General features: G+C 50.0%; 12 protein-coding genes. 8 read left to right on the top strand and 4 right to left on the bottom strand.

Going from position 1 to position 17897, the window contains the following annotated elements; translation table 11 throughout:
- Positions 1 to 20: 20 nt before the first annotated feature.
- Positions 21 to 611, bottom strand: coding sequence for a Uma2 family endonuclease (locus PAT3040_RS15965; protein ID WP_108993534.1), 591 nt, complete (start codon positions 609 to 611; stop codon positions 21 to 23).
- Positions 612 to 1039: 428 nt separating this feature from the next.
- On the opposite strand from PAT3040_RS15965, the gene PAT3040_RS15960 reads away from it, so the two are divergent.
- The 8 genes from PAT3040_RS15960 to PAT3040_RS15925 all read left to right on the top strand — a co-directional run bounded on the left by PAT3040_RS15960 (position 1040) and on the right by PAT3040_RS15925 (position 14243).
- Entirely contained in the window at positions 1040 to 3661 is a 2622-nt protein-coding gene (locus PAT3040_RS15960) for a family 16 glycosylhydrolase (protein WP_108993533.1), read from the top strand.
- Between the two features lie 274 nt (positions 3662 to 3935).
- Complete coding sequence (locus tag PAT3040_RS15955) at positions 3936 to 4955, top strand: glycoside hydrolase family 130 protein (protein WP_108993720.1); 1020 nt, start codon at positions 3936 to 3938, stop codon at positions 4953 to 4955.
- Positions 4956 to 5100: 145 nt separating this feature from the next.
- Positions 5101 to 6414, top strand: a complete 1314-nt coding sequence (locus tag PAT3040_RS15950; RefSeq protein WP_108993532.1) for an ABC transporter substrate-binding protein — start codon at positions 5101 to 5103, stop codon at positions 6412 to 6414.
- A gap of 301 nt (positions 6415 to 6715) precedes the next feature.
- Positions 6716 to 7588 carry a carbohydrate ABC transporter permease gene (locus PAT3040_RS15945; RefSeq protein ID WP_087566371.1) on the top strand — a complete coding sequence of 291 codons (873 nt, stop codon included), beginning with the start codon at positions 6716 to 6718 and terminating at the stop codon, positions 7586 to 7588.
- A 15-nt stretch (positions 7589 to 7603) separates the two neighbouring features.
- On the top strand, positions 7604 to 8434 hold the full coding sequence (locus PAT3040_RS15940) for a carbohydrate ABC transporter permease (protein ID WP_087566370.1): 831 nt from the start codon (positions 7604 to 7606) through the stop codon (positions 8432 to 8434).
- Between the two features lie 104 nt (positions 8435 to 8538).
- The gene (locus PAT3040_RS15935; RefSeq protein WP_258234995.1) at positions 8539 to 10320 is read left to right on the top strand and encodes a cache domain-containing sensor histidine kinase; all 1782 of its coding nucleotides are present in this window, start codon (positions 8539 to 8541) and stop codon (positions 10318 to 10320) included.
- A 13-nt stretch (positions 10321 to 10333) separates the two neighbouring features.
- On the top strand, positions 10334 to 11929 hold the full coding sequence (locus PAT3040_RS15930; protein WP_181376648.1) for a response regulator transcription factor: 1596 nt from the start codon (positions 10334 to 10336) through the stop codon (positions 11927 to 11929).
- A gap of 7 nt (positions 11930 to 11936) precedes the next feature.
- Positions 11937 to 14243 (top strand): glycoside hydrolase family 3 N-terminal domain-containing protein, encoded by a 2307-nt coding sequence (locus PAT3040_RS15925; protein WP_108993529.1) that lies wholly within the window; start codon positions 11937 to 11939, stop codon positions 14241 to 14243.
- A 483-nt stretch (positions 14244 to 14726) separates the two neighbouring features.
- Here PAT3040_RS15925 and PAT3040_RS15920 read toward each other — a convergent pair whose 3' ends face one another.
- From PAT3040_RS15920 to PAT3040_RS15910, 3 genes are all read right to left on the bottom strand, one after another.
- Complete coding sequence (locus PAT3040_RS15920) at positions 14727 to 15959, bottom strand: CynX/NimT family MFS transporter (RefSeq protein WP_108993528.1); 1233 nt, start codon at positions 15957 to 15959, stop codon at positions 14727 to 14729.
- A 218-nt stretch (positions 15960 to 16177) separates the two neighbouring features.
- Positions 16178 to 16738, bottom strand: coding sequence for a helix-turn-helix domain-containing protein (locus tag PAT3040_RS15915; RefSeq protein WP_087566365.1), 561 nt, complete (start codon positions 16736 to 16738; stop codon positions 16178 to 16180).
- A gap of 89 nt (positions 16739 to 16827) precedes the next feature.
- The gene (locus PAT3040_RS15910; RefSeq protein ID WP_108993527.1) at positions 16828 to 17733 is read right to left on the bottom strand and encodes a helix-turn-helix domain-containing protein; all 906 of its coding nucleotides are present in this window, start codon (positions 17731 to 17733) and stop codon (positions 16828 to 16830) included.
- Positions 17734 to 17897: the final 164 nt, after the last annotated feature.

Raw genomic sequence — 17897 nt, 5'->3', positions numbered from 1 at the left:
GTCATGTCGCTGTTTTGGTCTTATTTCAACACGTCCGGCAAGCTATCCATAATGTCCTGCATCGAGAATGAAAGACAAGACAGAGTAGGGGAACTGACAGGATCGTCTTGGGCGAATACATTGGCGAGCGAATAAGCGCGTGTATCCCGATCCAGAAGGTATTGCTCCAGGAAGCAACTCGAGTGGTTCACGATCCAGTATTCCGGTATGCCGTGCCTTGCGTAGCTGATCATCTTGAACAGCTTGTCCCGCTTCGCCGTAGACGGCGACAAAATTTCCACGACGATATCCGGAGGACCTTCGATACCCTTAGGCACCAGCTTATGCAGATTGCTCCGCAGCAAAATGACCAAATCAGGTTGGCGCACTTCCTGTTCGGAGAGGATAACGTCGAGCGGTGCACACAGTATAATAGCCTCATTGTCGCATGTGCGGGATATTCGCTTCTGAATCTCAAAGCTCACCAACTGATGAATACTGCCCGGCCCCGGGCTCATTAAATCCAGGCGGCCGTCTACAAGCTCATAGCGGTTGCCGTCATCGAAACCGGCGTAATCGTCATAGGTTACGTTGTCTTCGCGCAGCAAATCCCTGTTTTTATTGCGGCTCATATTGTGCCCTCCAATCTCGCGGCGAATGTTTGTTCCTATTATAACACGGATTCTCCAAGTTCTAAATATCGACTGCTCTTCTCCAGATGAAACCGCACAATGAGCAAGGTTGTCCAAAATGCCAAAAAATTGGGTTATAACAAAAACAATTGTACCTTTAAGCCCAATTGGCGATTCGATAGAATGAAGATACATCAAAATTGAAAGCGGTTTCCGAACTCAACCCCCAGCTTTTTCCGCCCACGTCCCAGGAGCCGCAAGCCTCAAGAGAGCGAGCTTGCTCTATCCGACAGCCGAACCGAATAGCGGTCGCACGGGAGGTGTTCCATCGATTAGTTAGAGCTTGGTCCCATTAAAGATTGTTCAAAAGTCCGCAATAAGGCCAACTGGCAGAACGGAGAAATGACTAATTTATTGAGGAGGCAATTATGAAATTATTCCGCAATTCGGAGAATCGGTATATGCAAAGGGTCCTGAGCCTTATACTCGCAATCGTGATGATCGCTGGCATGAGCCTTATGCCGGTATCGAAGGTAGAAGCCGCGACGACGGTAAGCTCCATGGCTTACTTTTCGTCTGCGGATGGTCCGGTTATTACAAAATCGGGAGTCGGGCAGGCCAGCTACGGCTTCGTCATGCCGATCTTTAACGGCGGCGCCGCAACATGGAACGATGTATCCGCTGACGTAGGCGTTAAGGTGAAGGTGGGCGGCAACTGGGTTGATATCGACAGCGTAAGCGGCTTTGTCTACAACCAGAACTGGGGACATTGGAGCGACGGCGGGGCAAACGGCTATTGGTTCACGCTGTCGCAGACAACAGAGATTCAGCTACATTCCAAAGCAAACAGCGGAGTTACGCTGGGTTATACCCTTCAATTCCAAAACGTCAACACGACGACCATTACCTCCATGACGCCAACGCAAGGTCCGCAATTAACCGCAGGGTTCACGGGCGGAGCGGGATTTACGTACCCAGTTTTTAACAATGATCCCGGGATCATCTATCAGGCCGTAGCCGACGATCTTAAGGTATACGTCAAACCCGTTAACAGCAGCACTTGGATCGACATCGACAACAATGCGGCCAGCGGATGGATCTACGACAGCAACTTCGGACAGTTCACCGAAGGAGGGGGCGGATTCTGGTTCACGGTGACGGAATCCATCAACGTGAAGCTGGAATCCGTCAGTTCATCGGCCAGTCTGATCTACACGATCACCTTTAATCAGCCTGTCCGGAATTCGTACGTCATCTCCGCTTATGATGGCACAACCTATACGGCTGACAACAATGGCTCCATCGGGATCCCGCTGCCCAAAATCGACGGCGGGGCGCCTATCGGCACCGAAATTGGCAAGTTCGTTTACCAGATCAACATAGGAGGCCAGTGGGTCGATATGTCGAACTCCGGTCAAAGCGGATTCGTCTATTCCGGCAACGGCTACAATAATATGTCGGACGCCAATCAGTGGGGATATTGGGCCGACTACATCTACGGTCTGTGGTTCCAGCCGATCCAAACCGATATGCAGATTCGAATCGGCTATCCGTTAAATGGACAGACGGGCGGCAGCGTCGGCAGCAACTTCGTCTACTATACGTTAATCGGCAATCCTAACGCACCTCGTCCGGACGTCTCCGATCATGATGATGTAGCCATCGGAACGCCAACCGATCCGGCTATCAGCGGAATGAACTTGATCTGGCAGGATGAATTCAGCGGAACGGCGCTCGACACGAACAAGTGGAATTACGAAACCGGTTATTACATCACAAACGATCCGAACAGCTGGGGCTGGGGCAACGCGGAACTGCAGCATTACACGAACAGCACGCAAAACGTATTCGTGCAGGACGGAAAGCTGAATATTCGCGCTTTAAACGATGTCAGATCATTCCCGCAGGATCCGAACCGATACGCGCAATATTCCTCAGGCAAAATCAATACAAAGGATCATATGACGCTGCAATACGGCCGGGTCGACATTCGCGCGAAACTGCCAACCGGCAACGGCCTGTGGCCGGCTCTCTGGATGCTTCCGGAGGATTCCGTTTACGGCGCGTGGGCCGCGTCAGGCGAGCTTGACATTATGGAAGCGAAGGGCCGTCTGCCGGGTACGACGAGCGGTGCCGTTCACTTCGGCGGTCAATGGCCGGTGAATCGGTATATTGCCGGCGAATATCATTTCCCGCAAGGCCAGACGTTCGCCAGCGATTACCATGTCTATACGATGATTTGGGAAGAAGACAACGTAAAGTGGTACGTGAACGGCGAGTTTTTCTTTAAGGTCTCCAGGGAGCAATGGTATTCCGTGGCAGCCCCGAACAATCCGAACGCGCCGTTCGACCAGCCGTTCTATCTTATTATGAATCTGGCAGTCGGTGGTCACTTCGACGGCGGTCTGACGCCATCTCCGTCCGACATACCGGCGACGATGCAAGTGGATTACGTACGCGTTTACAAGGAAGGCGACGGCGGCGGCAATCCCGGCAACGTAGACGTAACCGGCGTCACCGTTACCCCGTCTTCGGCGCAAGTGCAAGCGGGACAGACGGTGCAGTTGAGTGCGGCCGTAACGCCATCGAACGCAACGAATAAGGCCGTCAACTGGTCCGTTGCCAACCCCGCGGTCGCGACCGTAAACGGAAGCGGCATTGTGACGGGTGTCGCCCCAGGTACAACGATCGTTACGGCGACCACGGCCGACGGCAATAAAACGTCGGTGTCGGCCATTACGGTAGTAGCGCCGCCGCCAACGACCTACATCATCGGCGATGCCGTTCGAGGGATCAAAAAGACGGGCAACAACCTGCTGTTCTACGTCAACGGAGCCACATTCGCAGACCTGCACTACAAAGTGAACAACGGCGTTCAGCTCAACGTGGCGATGACCTCTATTGGCAACGGCAACTATACGTATGCGGTCAATAACCTGCAGCAGGGGGACGTCGTGGAATACTTCTTTACCTACAACCCCGGGCAAGGCGCGCTGGATACGCCATGGCAAACCTATGTGCACGGCGTGACGCAGGGTACGCCGGAGTAAGGGAGATGATCAATCCCGATATCGGCGCCGAATCTTAATCGAAGCTGGCCTGCAAACATGCGGGCAATGGAACTGGTAGAAAGTTGAACATGATCAGGCAGCTCATCGCGTGCTGCTGAAGGTAAACGGCATCCTCTTGCCATGCAGGAGGGGCCGTTTATTTTTTTATTGATAGATTTCGGATGTTTTCTAAATTCGGTGGGATATAAGTGTGCAACGGGGAGGGCTATAATAACAACTATATTACGAAATCATGAAGCTGGAGGGGACATCATTGAACATTACCAGACATGCCGAAAACCCGATTGTCGTACCGGGCCTGTACGATTGGAGATTGGCAACCGTATTCAATCCTGCCGTTATTAAAGATAATGGGAAAACCTACATGATCGAAAGAACGGCGGGTTCGCTTACGCCTTGCAAAAACTATTTGGGCCTGCTTGAAAGCACGGACGGCGTCCACTTTACCCACGTCGTCGATACGCCGGTGTTAACGCCGGACGAGCTCGGTTTCCCATACGGCAGCGTACAGGATCCGCGTATGGTCAAGATCGAGGATACGTTTTACATGACGATTGCGCTTCGTCCTTGCGCTATGAACTACTATCCGACGGGAACGGGCATTCCGGAGCGTTCCATCCCAACGTACCCTGAAGGCTGGGGAGAAGAGGAAGGCCATTGGCTGACTCGTTCGATCCTGTTGTCCTCCAAGGATCTGATTCATTGGGAGTATGTGTCCACAACGACGCCGCTTGAGATCAACGACCGAAACAACATCCTGTTCCCGGAGAAAATCAACGGCAAATACGCGCTGCTCCGCAGACCGGAAGAATATATCGGAGAAGAGTACGGCACCGAGCAGGCGGCAATCTGGATTTCGTATTCCGACGACCTGAAAACGTGGGAGGATCCGGTGTTGTTCGCGAAAGCGGAGCAAGAATGGGAAATGAAAAAGATTGGCAGCTCGACACCGCCAATTCGTACGGAGCAGGGATGGCTTCTGTTCTATCATGGAGTCGATCAGCAAACGGTATATCGGCTTGGCGCGATGCTGCTTGATCTGGAGGATCCGACGAAAATTTTGGCTCGTACTTCGAACTTTATTATGGAGCCGGAGACGTATTACGAGAAATTCGGATACCAAATTCCGAATGTCATCTTCCCGACCGGATGTGTGCTGGATGAAGGGATTCTGCACATTTATTATGGCGTCACGGATACGGCCATTGCGCTTGCGACCGTGCCTCTCGATGAGATGCTTGAACATCTGCTTGAACCATCGAATCGAAAGTAACTAACATAATACAGGATAAAATCGAAGAATTTTGGGATATTTCCGATTATTAAGATTTTTTATAATGGAAGTATAGATCAATTGGGCGCCCCGATTACTGATCTTCACAAATAAAGCGATTACAAATATGGAAAGAGGGTTAAAAATGGCTCATTCAAACTTCAAAAAAAGAACTCTTCTTGTTTCGCTGGCAGGATTAATGGCTGTGTCGACTGCGGCATGCGGCAATTCCGAAGAAAACAACGCAAGCGGCGGCTCTAAAACGGAAACGGTTACGTTAACGATGATGCATCCTTGGACAACGCCTAACATCGACAACGATGTGTATAAGGCGCGAATCGAACAGTTCCAGAAAGATCATCCGGAAATCGTAATCAAAACCGATGAAGTCCCTTCCGCTCAATATAAAACCAAGCTTCGCACGCTCGCGGCAGCCAATAACCTGGCGGATATTAACGTTGTGTGGCCCGGAGCAGATTTGGCGCCGCTTGTAGAAGGCAGTTTGCTTGAGCCGATCAACGGTCTGATGGATAACTGGAAAGAAATTTTGCCGGAGAGCGCGCTCTCGCCATTTAACGTAGCCGATCAGCAATACGCAGTTCCGACGAAGCAAACATTTGTTGATATCGTTTATTACAACAAAGAGATGCTGGCAAGCGTAGGTTACGACGCATTCCCTACCACTTATGCCGATTTCATCGAACTGGTGAAAAAGCTGAAAGCGGCGGGCTTGACGCCGATCTCGCTCGGCAACAAAGAACAATGGCCATTGCAGTCCTCGATTCTGTCTATCGTCGGCGACCGTTTTACGGGCAGCGATTTCCTGGAGAAGGTAATGAAAGGCGAAGCGAAATTCACAGATCCTGAATTTGTCAGCGCCATCTCCGTTATCGATGAGCTCGCCAAGCTGGATGCCTTTAATACGGATGCGAACAACATGGACTCGGTACAAAGCCAGGACTATCTGATCCAGGGCAAAGCGGCTTTGCATATCACGTCCTCGACTGTGGATGCGCGCGTGCGCATCAATAATGAACAAGGCGTCAAATTCGGCATCGCGCTGTTCCCAAGCGTAGAGGGCGGCAAAGGCGATCCGGCCAAAAGCGCCGGCGTCGTTCAGTACGGCATCGCCATCAAAAGCAAGCTGGACGAGCGTAAAAAAGCGGCTGCCGAAGAATTTATGAAATATTTCGTAAGTGAAGATTTATACAAAGACTTGATCAGCAACGGCGTTGTCGTTCCCGCAAAGGTCGACGTTCCGGAGGATGCAAGCCCGTATCTTAAAGAAATGCTTGAATTGACGGGTAAAGGAACAGCGCCTGTATTCGACAGCATCATTCCGACTCAGGTTGTCAGCGTCATTCAGAACGGCTTGCAGGCTCTGACCGTAGGTCGCGGAACGCCGCAGGAAGTCGCGCAGGATACGCAAGCGGCAATGGACGAATACAACAAAAAATAAGCTTTGAATGTCAGGTTTGAGGCAATGACAGAGAAAACCCGGGTTCCGGGTTTTCTCTGTATAGAGCCGAGGAAAAGTTAGCAGACTTTTTGAACTACCACATAAAATGAAAGTTCAAAAAGTTCGGTTCTCAGTACCGAGAAGATTGAATGAAGCTAGAAACTGAGTATCGGAGCGTAGCAGAGCTACGTGAGAAACGGAAGGTTCGGCTGAATTCAATATTCGACGTCGAATATGCTTCATGTAATACTTCGTAATGGGAAGCGGACTTTTTGAACTACCTCTGAAGGGAGAATGATGGATGCATACGCTTAAACGGAGCAAGCTGGCCATCTTTATCGGATTGTTTCCAGCCCTCCTTATCTACCTGGGAATTGCCATCGTTCCAATCGGAATTTCCTTTTATTATTCGCTTATGGATTGGAACGGAATCGGCGCCAAAGAATTTGCCGGATTCGACAACTACGTGAGAATGTTCAATAGCGATACGTTTTGGCTTTCGGTTAAAAATAATATCGTCATTATGATTACGGGCCTGGTCGGTCAACTGCCGTTAGGCCTTCTGATGGCATTGCTGCTCAACAAAGGCCTTAAAGGTTCGGGTTTTTTCCGTACGGTTGGCTTTATGCCGGTCGTAATCTCTTCGGTTATGGTCTCGCTCATTTGGGGGATGATCTACAACACGGAGTTCGGTTTGCTTAATAATTTCTTGAAGTTCGTGGGGCTCGAGAGCTGGCAGCAGAATTGGCTTAGCGATCCCAAGTGGTCGATTCTGTCCATCAGCATCGCCTACATCTGGCAGAACGTCGGCCTATATATGGTCATGTTCCTTGCCGCTCTTCAAAATATACCCGACGAAGTCAACGAAGCGTCGGAGCTGGACGGAGCGACGGGGCTTAAGCGGACCTGGTTCATTACGCTTCCCATGATTCGAGCCACGCTGATGGTCACGATCGTGTACAGCATCAGCAACTCCTTCCGCGTGTTCGACCTTATCCAGGTTTTGACCGGAGGCGGTCCGGCGCATCAAACCGAGGTTATGACGATCCATATGTATTCCAGCGCTTTCGTCAATTTGGAGTATGGGTATGGAAGCGCGGTATCGATTATGATTCTGTTGTTCAGCTTGGTCGTGATTACGATTGCAAACCGGCTCGGCAAGGAAAAGGCATAGGAGGGAGGAGCAATCGTGAAACAGAGATCTCCATTATTCAAAATATTCGCTTACGTATTTTTAGGTTTGTTCGCTATTATGAATCTGGTCCCTATCTTCTGGATGATCATCAACTCATTTAAGACGGAGCAGGAATATGCAGCGGATCCGTTTTCCTTCCCGACGGGTATCGAGCTTTCGAACTACGTGAAGGCTTGGGATATCGCCAATATGGACACTTATTTTATTAACAGCTTCCTGATTACGTTTATTTCGCTTATCGTGACCGTGTTTTTGGGCGCGCTTGCGGCGTTTTTCTTATCCCGATTCGAATTTAAGCTGCGCGGATTTACGTATGCCTTGTTCTTGCTCGGCATGTTGGTTCCGATCCATGCAACCTTGATTCCGATCTTCCTTATCATGCAAAAACTGAGCTTGATCGATACCTATTTCTCGCTCATTCTACCTTATACGGCTTTTCACTTGTCGCTCACCGTCTTTATTCTGGAAGGTTTTATGCGCGGCTTTCCGAAGGACATGGAGGAGTCGGGCATCATGGACGGCGCGGGCATCTTCCGGATCTTTTGGTCCATCATTTTGCCCCTTACGCGTCCCGCGATGGCAACCGTCGTTATCTTGAACTTCATCTACAACTGGAACGAATATCTATTCGCTTTGGTTTTGATCACGTCCAACAGCCTCAAGACGCTGCCGCTTGGCCTATCCAACTTCGTTGGCTTGGAAACAGCGAATTATACGCTTCAGATGGCTGCGTTAACGATTGCTTTTATCCCGATTGTCGTGTTCTATCTCCTGTTGCAGAAGCAATTGGTTACGGGCATGACGGCCGGCGCGGTAAAAGGTTGATTCGTTATTCCACATAGATGTACAATATGTCCCACAAGGTTAAACGCTAGGGCGTGTATGCATACACGCCCTAGAACCGGCAGCTAAGGAGGCGCATCATGACAATGGGCAGAAGAAGTTGGGCAAGGCTGAGCTTGAGGAAAAAAGCGCTCATCATCTTTCTGTTGTTCGTGATTTTGCCTACAGTCGGTGTCGGCGTTATTGTCCAATACAACTACCAGCTCGTTTTGCGAGAACAATATATAAGCGCCATCCAACGTAATTTGGACAATGTCACCAGCCAGCTGTCCGAACAGACGAAGATGGTGACGGATATGGCCGACTACCTGATCTTAAGTCCGGATATGCGGCAATATTTGCGGACCTCTCCGCCTCTCGGCGATCAACAGAAAGCAGACTTGAAAAACGATATCGAAAACTTCCTGACCTTCCAGTTGATGTCCAAAAGTTATATCCGATCCATTGAGATCGTCGGAAACAACGGCAATTCCATCGGGATGGGCGAGCCGTTTACCGGCGATGAAAGCGGTTGGCAGGTTCAAGCCATAGCCAAAAAGGGCGGCTTGTTCTGGACGCAAGGTTATGCCTTGGAAAGCGCCTGGTACGGTCAGGTTAACGTGTTTTCGTTGATAAGAGTGCTCAACTCCTATGTCGATATCACGCGGCCGCTAGGCTTGCTGACAATCCGGCTGGACGAGCAAAGCATGGTGTCCGAGCTGGAGAAGGGCATCCTGAATGATTCATCCGGCCAGGTTTATCTATTGGGTGCGGAGGGAGAGCTGCTTCTCGCTTCGAATGATCAGACGCCTCAAGATTACAAGCCTTATGCCGAACAAATCAACGAGCTAGCCCGGGGCAAGCGAAGCTTTAGCACGGTCGAAGTAAACGGCGAGCCTCACATGACGCTTTATCATCGAATGCCCATAACGGATTGGACGATCGTCGCGATGATCCCCGAGTCGCATATCTCCGAACAATTCCGAAGCGCGGAATGGATGATGACAGCGATATTGGCGGCTATTATCGTATTGGCTTTGGCCGCTTTTTACGGCTTTAATTATATGATCATACGGCCCATATTAAGGTTGAAGAAGGAAACGGTTCGCGTTGCAGGAGGCGACTTCAGCGTAAGGGTTCCGGTGGAATCGCAGGATGAGATCGCGGACTTGAATCGGAAGTTTAACGCGATGGTCGGTACGATCGAAGAGCTGATCGAGCATAAGTACAAGCTGGAGCTGAACGAAAGAGAGTCTGAGCTCAAGCTGCTCCAGAATCAGATCGATCCTCATTTTCTGTATAATACGCTGGATATGATCCGCTGGACGGCAAGATTGGAGAAAGCGGACAAGTCGAGCCGTCTGATCGAAATGTTGTCCAAATTTTTCCGGGCTCGGGTTGGGAATAATCAACATCAGACTACGCTCGCCAAAGAAATGGAGTTTGTACAGGCCTACTTATTCTTGCAGCAGTACCGATTGGGCGACAAGCTGGCGTACAAGTTGCATTTGGAAGCCGAGATCGAGGAAGCGCCAACGCTAAGGGCCTCGATCCAACCGTTGGTCGAGAACTTTTTCAAACATGGGGTGGACAAGTCAAAGCCTGTCCATATCGTCGAAGTTATCGCCTATCGGCATGAGGAAGATATCTGGGTGGACGTCTCGGATAACGGGAAGGGAATGACCCCTGAACGCAAAAAAGAAATCATAGAGGCTATACAAGGAAGTCATTCGCTAGAACCGATGATGGGCAAGCGCGGCGCTTTGCACAATATCCATGAGCGGATGACGATTTCCTTTGGCCAGCAGTATGGCTTGCAAATCGTCGAATCATCACCCGAGGGAACCGTGATCAGGCTGCGGCTGCCTCTACCGAATGCAGAAAGCTAAGGCGGTGCACATCATGGACAACCAGGTTGAAGAGAAACGGCAGCTTATCAAATTGATCATCGTAGACGATGAACCCGTCATATGCCAGGGACTGCGTTATACAATCGACTGGAAGGAACTGGGCGTCGAAGTGATTGGGGAGGCTTATGACGGCGAGGAGGCTCTTCGCTTAATGGAGCGGGAGCAAGTGGATATCGTGCTGACGGATATTCGTATGGATGGCATGGACGGCTTGGAACTCTCCAGACAGCTCGCGCGGCGTTATCCGGATGTCCGAATCATCATCATAAGCGGTTACGAGGACTTTTATTATGCAAGGCAAGCTATGCGGATCGGCGTTCATGATTATTTGCTCAAACCCGTTGAGATCGACGAACTCAGCAAGGCCGTTACCCGGATGGTGGAGGAGATGCGCAACCGCAGCCAACTGGACGGGATGCAGGAGATCAAGCTTTGGCTCACCAACGTTGCCAGAAATGGAATCGCGTACAGCAAAGAAGCGCCTTCGTCCTTGCAGGGCTCCCAATATCGTATTGTTGCCAGTCAACTGGATCGGTATCAGGAGCGATACGGGGAGCTGGCGCAGGAGCAGCTCGATGAGCTGCGGGAGCAGTGGTCGGGCAACATTTTGCAAATGACGGACGGTCGGCCGGAGCTCCGTTCTTTCTCTATCTTTGATCACGAGAATTTGTTGGTCACCTTGATTGTGGCCGATCACAAGCTGCAAGCGATGGAGTGGGAAGCGATATGGGATCAAATGTCCCGCGCGTGCAAGCAACCGCCTGCCGTCTATTTTGGGGTGTCGCAGCTTTATGAGGATTTAAACGAAACAGCCCTGCGCTGCGCGGAAGCGGCGAACCTGTTGAATTACTATGCGTTAGAGCAGGCAACGGTGCTCGACTCCCGGACGGAGCTTGTGTGGAGCGAAAGAAGGCGGCCGGCGGCACTCGACTTGGCCCAGTCGGTACAGCTGCTATCTACGGCCTTGTTTAAGCAGAGCCAAAATGAAATGAAAGAAGCGGTTGCGAGCCTGTTCGCCTTCTTTAGGGAGCAGCTCTACTTTCTGCGAGAAATCGAGTCCGCGTACGAGGAGCTGCTTACGTTGCTGAGACAGCGGCTGCGCAAAAGCGGCATAACGGGGCTGGATTCGGGAGTGGGCGGCAGCGCCATCGATACAAACCTCTTTAATACGTATGAGTCGCTCGAACAAGCGATCCTGCGGGACATGCAAAAGCTCTTCGAGATGATCGAGCAAAGCGGCGGCGACCGTTCGTACTGGATTGTCGAGAAGTCCAAACGGTATATCGACGAGCATTACACCCAGGAGCTTAAAGCTTCCGAGGTTGCGGCTTGGCTTAAGATTACGCCCAGTTATTTCAGCTACATTTTCAAACAAAGCACGGGCAAAGGTTTTACCGAATATTTGAACGAGTTGAGAATGGAACGGGCCAAACGTTTATTGGCTACCACGCATGACAAAGTGTTCGAAATCGCGGCTCAGGTCGGCTATAAGGAATACAAGTATTTTGTTTCCGTGTTCAAGACATACATGGGGATGACTCCCAAGAAATACAGAAGCATGCAAGCAGGAAACATGGATCCGGGGTGAAGCATCTATGGAAAAATACAAGCAGTCCGGCTTGCCGATCAAAGAGCGCGTAGACGATTTGATGTCAAAAATGACGCTCAGGGAAAAAGTCGGGCAATTAAATCAACGGATGTACGGCTGGAATGCATACGAGAAGCAGGAAGGCGGAGCCTATGCGCTAACGGATGCGTTTATGCAAGAGACAGCCGCATTCGGCGGGATGGGCGCACTGTACGGATTGTTCCGCAGCGATCCATGGTCGGGCGTCGATTATTCGAACGGCATTGCGGCCGGGGACAGCGCCGTCGTGGCGAATCAAATTCAACGATATATGCTGGAGCATACCCGGCTTGGCATTCCCGTTATGTTTAGCGAAGAGAGTCCGCATGGCCATCAGGCGCTGGACGGGACGATGCTGCCGGTTAATCTTAATGTGGGATCGACTTGGAATCCGGCGTTAATGGAACGTGCTTATCGCTTGACCGCGGCGGAAATCCGAAGCCGAGGCGCGCATCTTGCTTTGGTATCCGTGTTGGATATTTTGCAGGATCCAAGGTGGGGACGTTCGGAGGAATGTTACGGCGAGGATCCCTATCTGGCGTCGGCGTTTACGAAAGCCGTTGTACGGGGCATGCAAGGGGATTGGTCTCAGCTCGCGGAGGCGGATAGAGTCGCCGTCATATTAAAACATCTCAGCGCGCAGGGAGCCGGGATTGGCGGCAAAAACGCCGGACCGGCCAGCATCGGCGAGCGGGAGCTGCGGGAGATTCATCTACCGGCCGCGATGGCCGGAGCGAAGGCGGGGGCGGCCGGATTTATGGCCGCTTATAATGAAATCGACGGCATTCCATGCCATGCCAACAGCAAGCTGCTGACGGGAATTTTGCGTGAGGAATGGGGCTTCGAAGGGATTGTGATGGCCGACGGCCAGGCGATTGACCGGTTGCTGGCGCTCACGGGCGGACACGAAGCAGCTGCTGCTCTTGCTTTATCCGCGGGAGTCGACTTAAGTCTGTGGGACAAATCGTTTACGACGCTGGAGGCGGCCGTTTTGTCTGGACTCGTCGACGAGTCGTATATCGACAGGGCGGTTGCCCGCGTCCTTCGCTTGAAGTTCGAACTGGGCTTGTTTGACCGTCCTTATACGGACGAAACCAAGGCGGCATCCGTCGTGGGCAGCGAGGACATACGCCGTATCAATTTGGCTATTGCGCGCGAGTCCGTTATTTTGCTTAAAAATAACAACATGAGACTGCCGTTTGATGCAAACGTTAAGCGTATCGCGGTGATCGGGCCCAATGCCGATCGAATCTACAATCAGCTGGGGGACTATACGAGCGTCCAGCGTCCGAAGACCGGCTCGACCGTGCTGCAAGGGATTCGGATGGCGGCAACGGAAGGCGTCGAAGTCGTCTATGCGCACGGCTGCGGAATCCGTGACGCATCGACAGGAGGAATCGCCGAAGCGGTTGAGACTGCCAAGGCTGCGGATGTCGCCGTGCTTGTTCTGGGCGGCAGCAGTACGAGACAATTCGGCGATCTGTTCGACGGCAACGGCGAAGCCGTCATTGCGGGCGAGCGACCCGCCGAGATGGATTGCGGCGAAGGGGTAGATTTGGCGGATTTGCGTCTGGGTGCAGCTCAAATTCAGCTGGCGGAGGCAGTGGCGGCAACAGGTACTCCAGTTGTCGTTGTATTGATTCAAGGTCGTCCCCATGCCATCGGCGAGGTGGACGAGCTGGCGGACGCCGTCTTGTGCGCATGGTATCCGGGCAAGGAAGGCGGGCAGGCAATCGGAGAAATCCTGTTCGGACAAGTTAATCCGAGCGGCAAGCTCCCGGTATCCCTGCCGCGTTCGACGGCGCAGCTGCCGGTGTATTACAACCAGAAGGATCCAGGCAGGCCGCGTGTTTACGTCGATATGACGCCGGCGCCTTTGTATGCGTTCGGGCATGGGCTCAGCTATACGAGCTTCGAGTACAGGGAGCTGGGCTTGTCTGCCGCGACGATTGCCGCAGGCGATCTCGCAAACGGAGAGCGCGTCAAGGTTGCCGTCAAGGTGAAAAATACGGGCGATGTCGCCGGCCCGGAAACGGTGCAGTTGTACATTAAAGCCCGGGAGTCCATGGTGACCAGACGTATCGCCGAGCTGAAAGGTTTCGTCAAGGTTGCTCTGGAGCCGGGAGAAGAACGAGAGGTCATGCTGGAGCTGGGAGCTGACGAGCTGGGCATCTGGGACAGCTCGATGGCCTTTGCGGTCAAGCCGTGCAAGGTGGAGGTTATGGTAGGCGGCAATTTGCAGCATACTTTGCGCGCGGAGCTGGCGATAGTTTAGGAGAATATATTACCGGATGTAGTACCTTGCTTTTATTGAAAAAGCACTGTGATCTCGACTTGGAGAAACGCAGTGCTTTTTTAATCGTTTAGGAAATAATGCGACATACCAGACTGTGGATCATGAGCTTGCGGTTGTCATGCGAAAAATAGATTGACGGTTCCATAGACGATAATAACGTCCATGAAGCCAAAATGTAGGCGAACGAGCAACTATAGGCGTTAGAAACGCCGATAGCCCCGAAAAGTAACTCTGATTAGCGTCCATAGGCGATAATAACGTCTATGAAGCTAAAATGTAGGCGAACGAGCAACTATAGGCGTTAAAAACGCCGATGGCCCCGAAAAGTAACTCTGATTAACGTCCATAGGCGATAATAACGTCTATGAAGCCAAAATGTAGGCGAACGAGCAACTTAGGCGTTAAAAACGCCGATAGCCCCGAAAAGTAACTCTGATTAGCGTCCATAGACGATAATAGCCTTCATGCTTTCCGCGGCAGCTCATAACTATTTCGGCTACCTACAAAACGGTTTCTTGCTGCTCCTATACCGACTAAAAAGAGCAAGACCGAAGCGCCAAGCAGAATGAATAGTGGCAGGTTCCAACTATTTGTCGCATCATGCAGATATCCTATAAGAGCAGGACCGACTGCGGCAAAAAGATATCCGATCGATTGCGCCATACCAGACAGTTTCGCTGCTTGATGCGCATTTTCAGTACGTAACCCGAAAAACATCATGGCCAAACTAAAGGCGAAGCCTCCACCAATTCCGAGCATGATGATCCACAACAGAATCATATTGGAGCTTCCGTAAAGAAGTCCAATCGTTCCCGTCAATAGCAAAATGGTTGTAATGACCACTAAAAACCGTTGGCTAGACATGCGCCCAGCAATAACGGGGACAATAAAGGCAAATGGAAGCATAACTAACTGCATGATCGAGAGATACCATCCTGATTGGTTTGGATCAATTCCTTGCTGCTTTAAAATTTCAGGCAACCATGCGATCAAAACGTAGAAAACCATGGACTGTATACCCATAAACAAGGTTACATGCCAGGCAATAAGGGATTTCCAAACATTCACATCGTTGCTGGCCATTTGTTTACTCGACGTGGTTGTTTGCTTGGTTTGATTTCTTAATTGGGGTAACCAACAGAGGATGGATACAAAGCTTAGAATCCCCCATATTCCCAATGCTCCTTGCCATTTTAGACCTGCGTTTACGGCTAGAGGCACACTGACTCCCGTTGCGATTGCTCCACATAAATTCATTGAAATGGAGTAAATACCTGTCATGGAGCCAATTTTATTTGGGAAATCCCTTTTGATTATACTTGGCAATAATACATTACATACGGCAATTGCGAATCCAAGAATTGCTGTCCCGATAAACAGATTAGCTGCGCCAGATAAAGAACGTATTACAATACCTACAGTCAGAAAGAGTAAGGCGATCATTATGATGCGTTCAATCCCATACCTTTGTCCTAATTTTGGTACTAGAGGCGATAATAAAGCAAATGCAAGCAAGGGTACCGTTGTGATCAGGCCTGCTGATGTATTTGAAATATGAAGGTCATCCCTTATCAGACTCACTAAAGGACTGACTGATGTTAAGGGAGTACGTAAATTAGCTGCAATAACAATAATGCCGAGAATGATCAGCCCTGTAGAGGATGGTACGGCTTTATTATTTAGTTTGTTCGGCATTCTTAATTTCTCCTTCCTGAATTCTTGCGTATTATTTGTTTCCTGCTGATTTAAAAAAAAACGATACACCCGCGCGAATAAATAAAGTATATTATAATATATTTAATTTATCAATAAGTAATTTATAATATACTTTTGTTCATCTGAAAACAAAAATACAACTCTGAAATTCCCGTCATGGAATTCAGAGTTGTATTTAATAAGTGGCATTTTCGACTTTAGAAATCGTACTTTAAGGATATATGGAGCACTGTTTCGCTATCCGTATGATTGGTATACGAATGAGGACAATCCGCACGAAAACTGATAGTATCATATTGATTCAATGTGAAAATCTCTCCATTGACTTGAATTTCAATGGAACCAGTCATGACTGTCGCAATTTCAGTTGTATTGACATGATGACCTTCAGGCTGATACGAGCTATTTGGCTGTAAGTAAGCCCGACACATTTCAATATCGTTACTTTTAAAGATTGGTTCAATGCTCCAATTTTTTTGATCATTAGAAAACCGCAGTCCTTCGCCTGCTCGATACAAACTAGCAGAGTCTTCTGATTTGAACAAAGCCAATAGCGGTAAAGATATACCTTTTGAAATTTTCCATATAATCGCCAAAGTTGGATTTGTCTCGCCACGTTCGATATTCCCCAGAGTAAGTTTGCTTACGCCCGTTAGTTCCGATAAGTCGTCCAAGCTCATGTTTTTTTCTTTTCTGTACTTTTTCAAGGCAACACCGATTTGTAATACAATTTCCTTCGATTCATTGATTTCATCCATTAGATTCACCTCAACAAAAAACAGTTATAGCTAGTATATTATTTATCCAGATTCTTTTCCAGATCGCATATTTGAGCTTGCCAATCTCCCTACCCCTGAGCGATGCCATAATAACGTTTGCGATATTCGGTGGCCGGAATGGATTCGTTCGACTTGAACATCCGGCTGAAGTGATTCAGCGTCTGAAAGCCGGAAAGCTCCGCAATTTCACTAAGCGAGTAGGTTGTATTGACGAGCAGGTCCTTCGCACGCTGAAGGCGGAGCTGCCGCAAATACTCCGAAGGCGAGATGCCCATTGTTTTGCGAAACAAAAGACGAAGATGGCTTTCGCTTATAAATAAATATGCGGCCAAATCGGGCAGCGCAAGCTTCTTTTCCAGATTCATCTGCATATAGTTGCACAGCCTGCTGATGCGGGGGTCAATCTCCTGGGCTTTGTCAGGCATATAACCTCTCATCATGTCGAAGAAGCGCGCCACCCAGACGTTGAAAGAGGCGTTAACGGCGAGCAGCGCAACCGTTTCGTCGGTATTGACCTTGCTAATGATCAACTGGGGCTGATCCAGTGCATGCAGTGATTTGATCACATCCAAGGATTGCTCCAGAAGCTTGGCGGTCAATCGAGTGAGCTCTTGAAAGGCGGATGTATCCTCGATTCGTGCTATTAAGGGGAGGTTGTACAGCTCCACGAAGTTTAAAGAACCGATCTTGATATCGCAGCCGACTGTATAGTAGTGAAACGGACTGGCAGATGCGTCGCTTGCCAAAACAATTCTAGGCGTTTGTGGCGGAATGACGACAATATCTCCTGCCCGTACTTCGCGAAGGTTACCGTTTACTTCGATCGTTCTCGTCCCGTCCAGGACTAACCATATAATCGTTTTTGGGTAACTCGCCCGAGGGAACTCCGTCTCGGCATCCACCACATTCTCGATCACCCATGCCATCCGTACAAAGAGGTCCTCCACAAATCTGATTCTGCTTAGAACGGCCATCCTTGCAAGCTCCCTCCTGAATCTGTAACAACATAATCGAAAATGCCTAATGGTTAATCGACAGCTCAACAATAACCTGTGCTACTATTTGATTGTAGCACATTCGCTGAGCGATAACCTGGCAGCGTTTTCAAAGAGCCACCTTGCCGAATGAGAATTCGGCA

It is taken from the genome of Paenibacillus agaridevorans (genome assembly GCF_003112455.1).
In the GTDB taxonomy this organism is placed as follows: domain Bacteria; phylum Bacillota; class Bacilli; order Paenibacillales; family Paenibacillaceae; genus Pristimantibacillus; species Pristimantibacillus agaridevorans.
The sequence above is the reverse complement of the archived record's forward strand: the minus strand, read 5'-3'. Positions and strand labels throughout refer to the sequence as shown.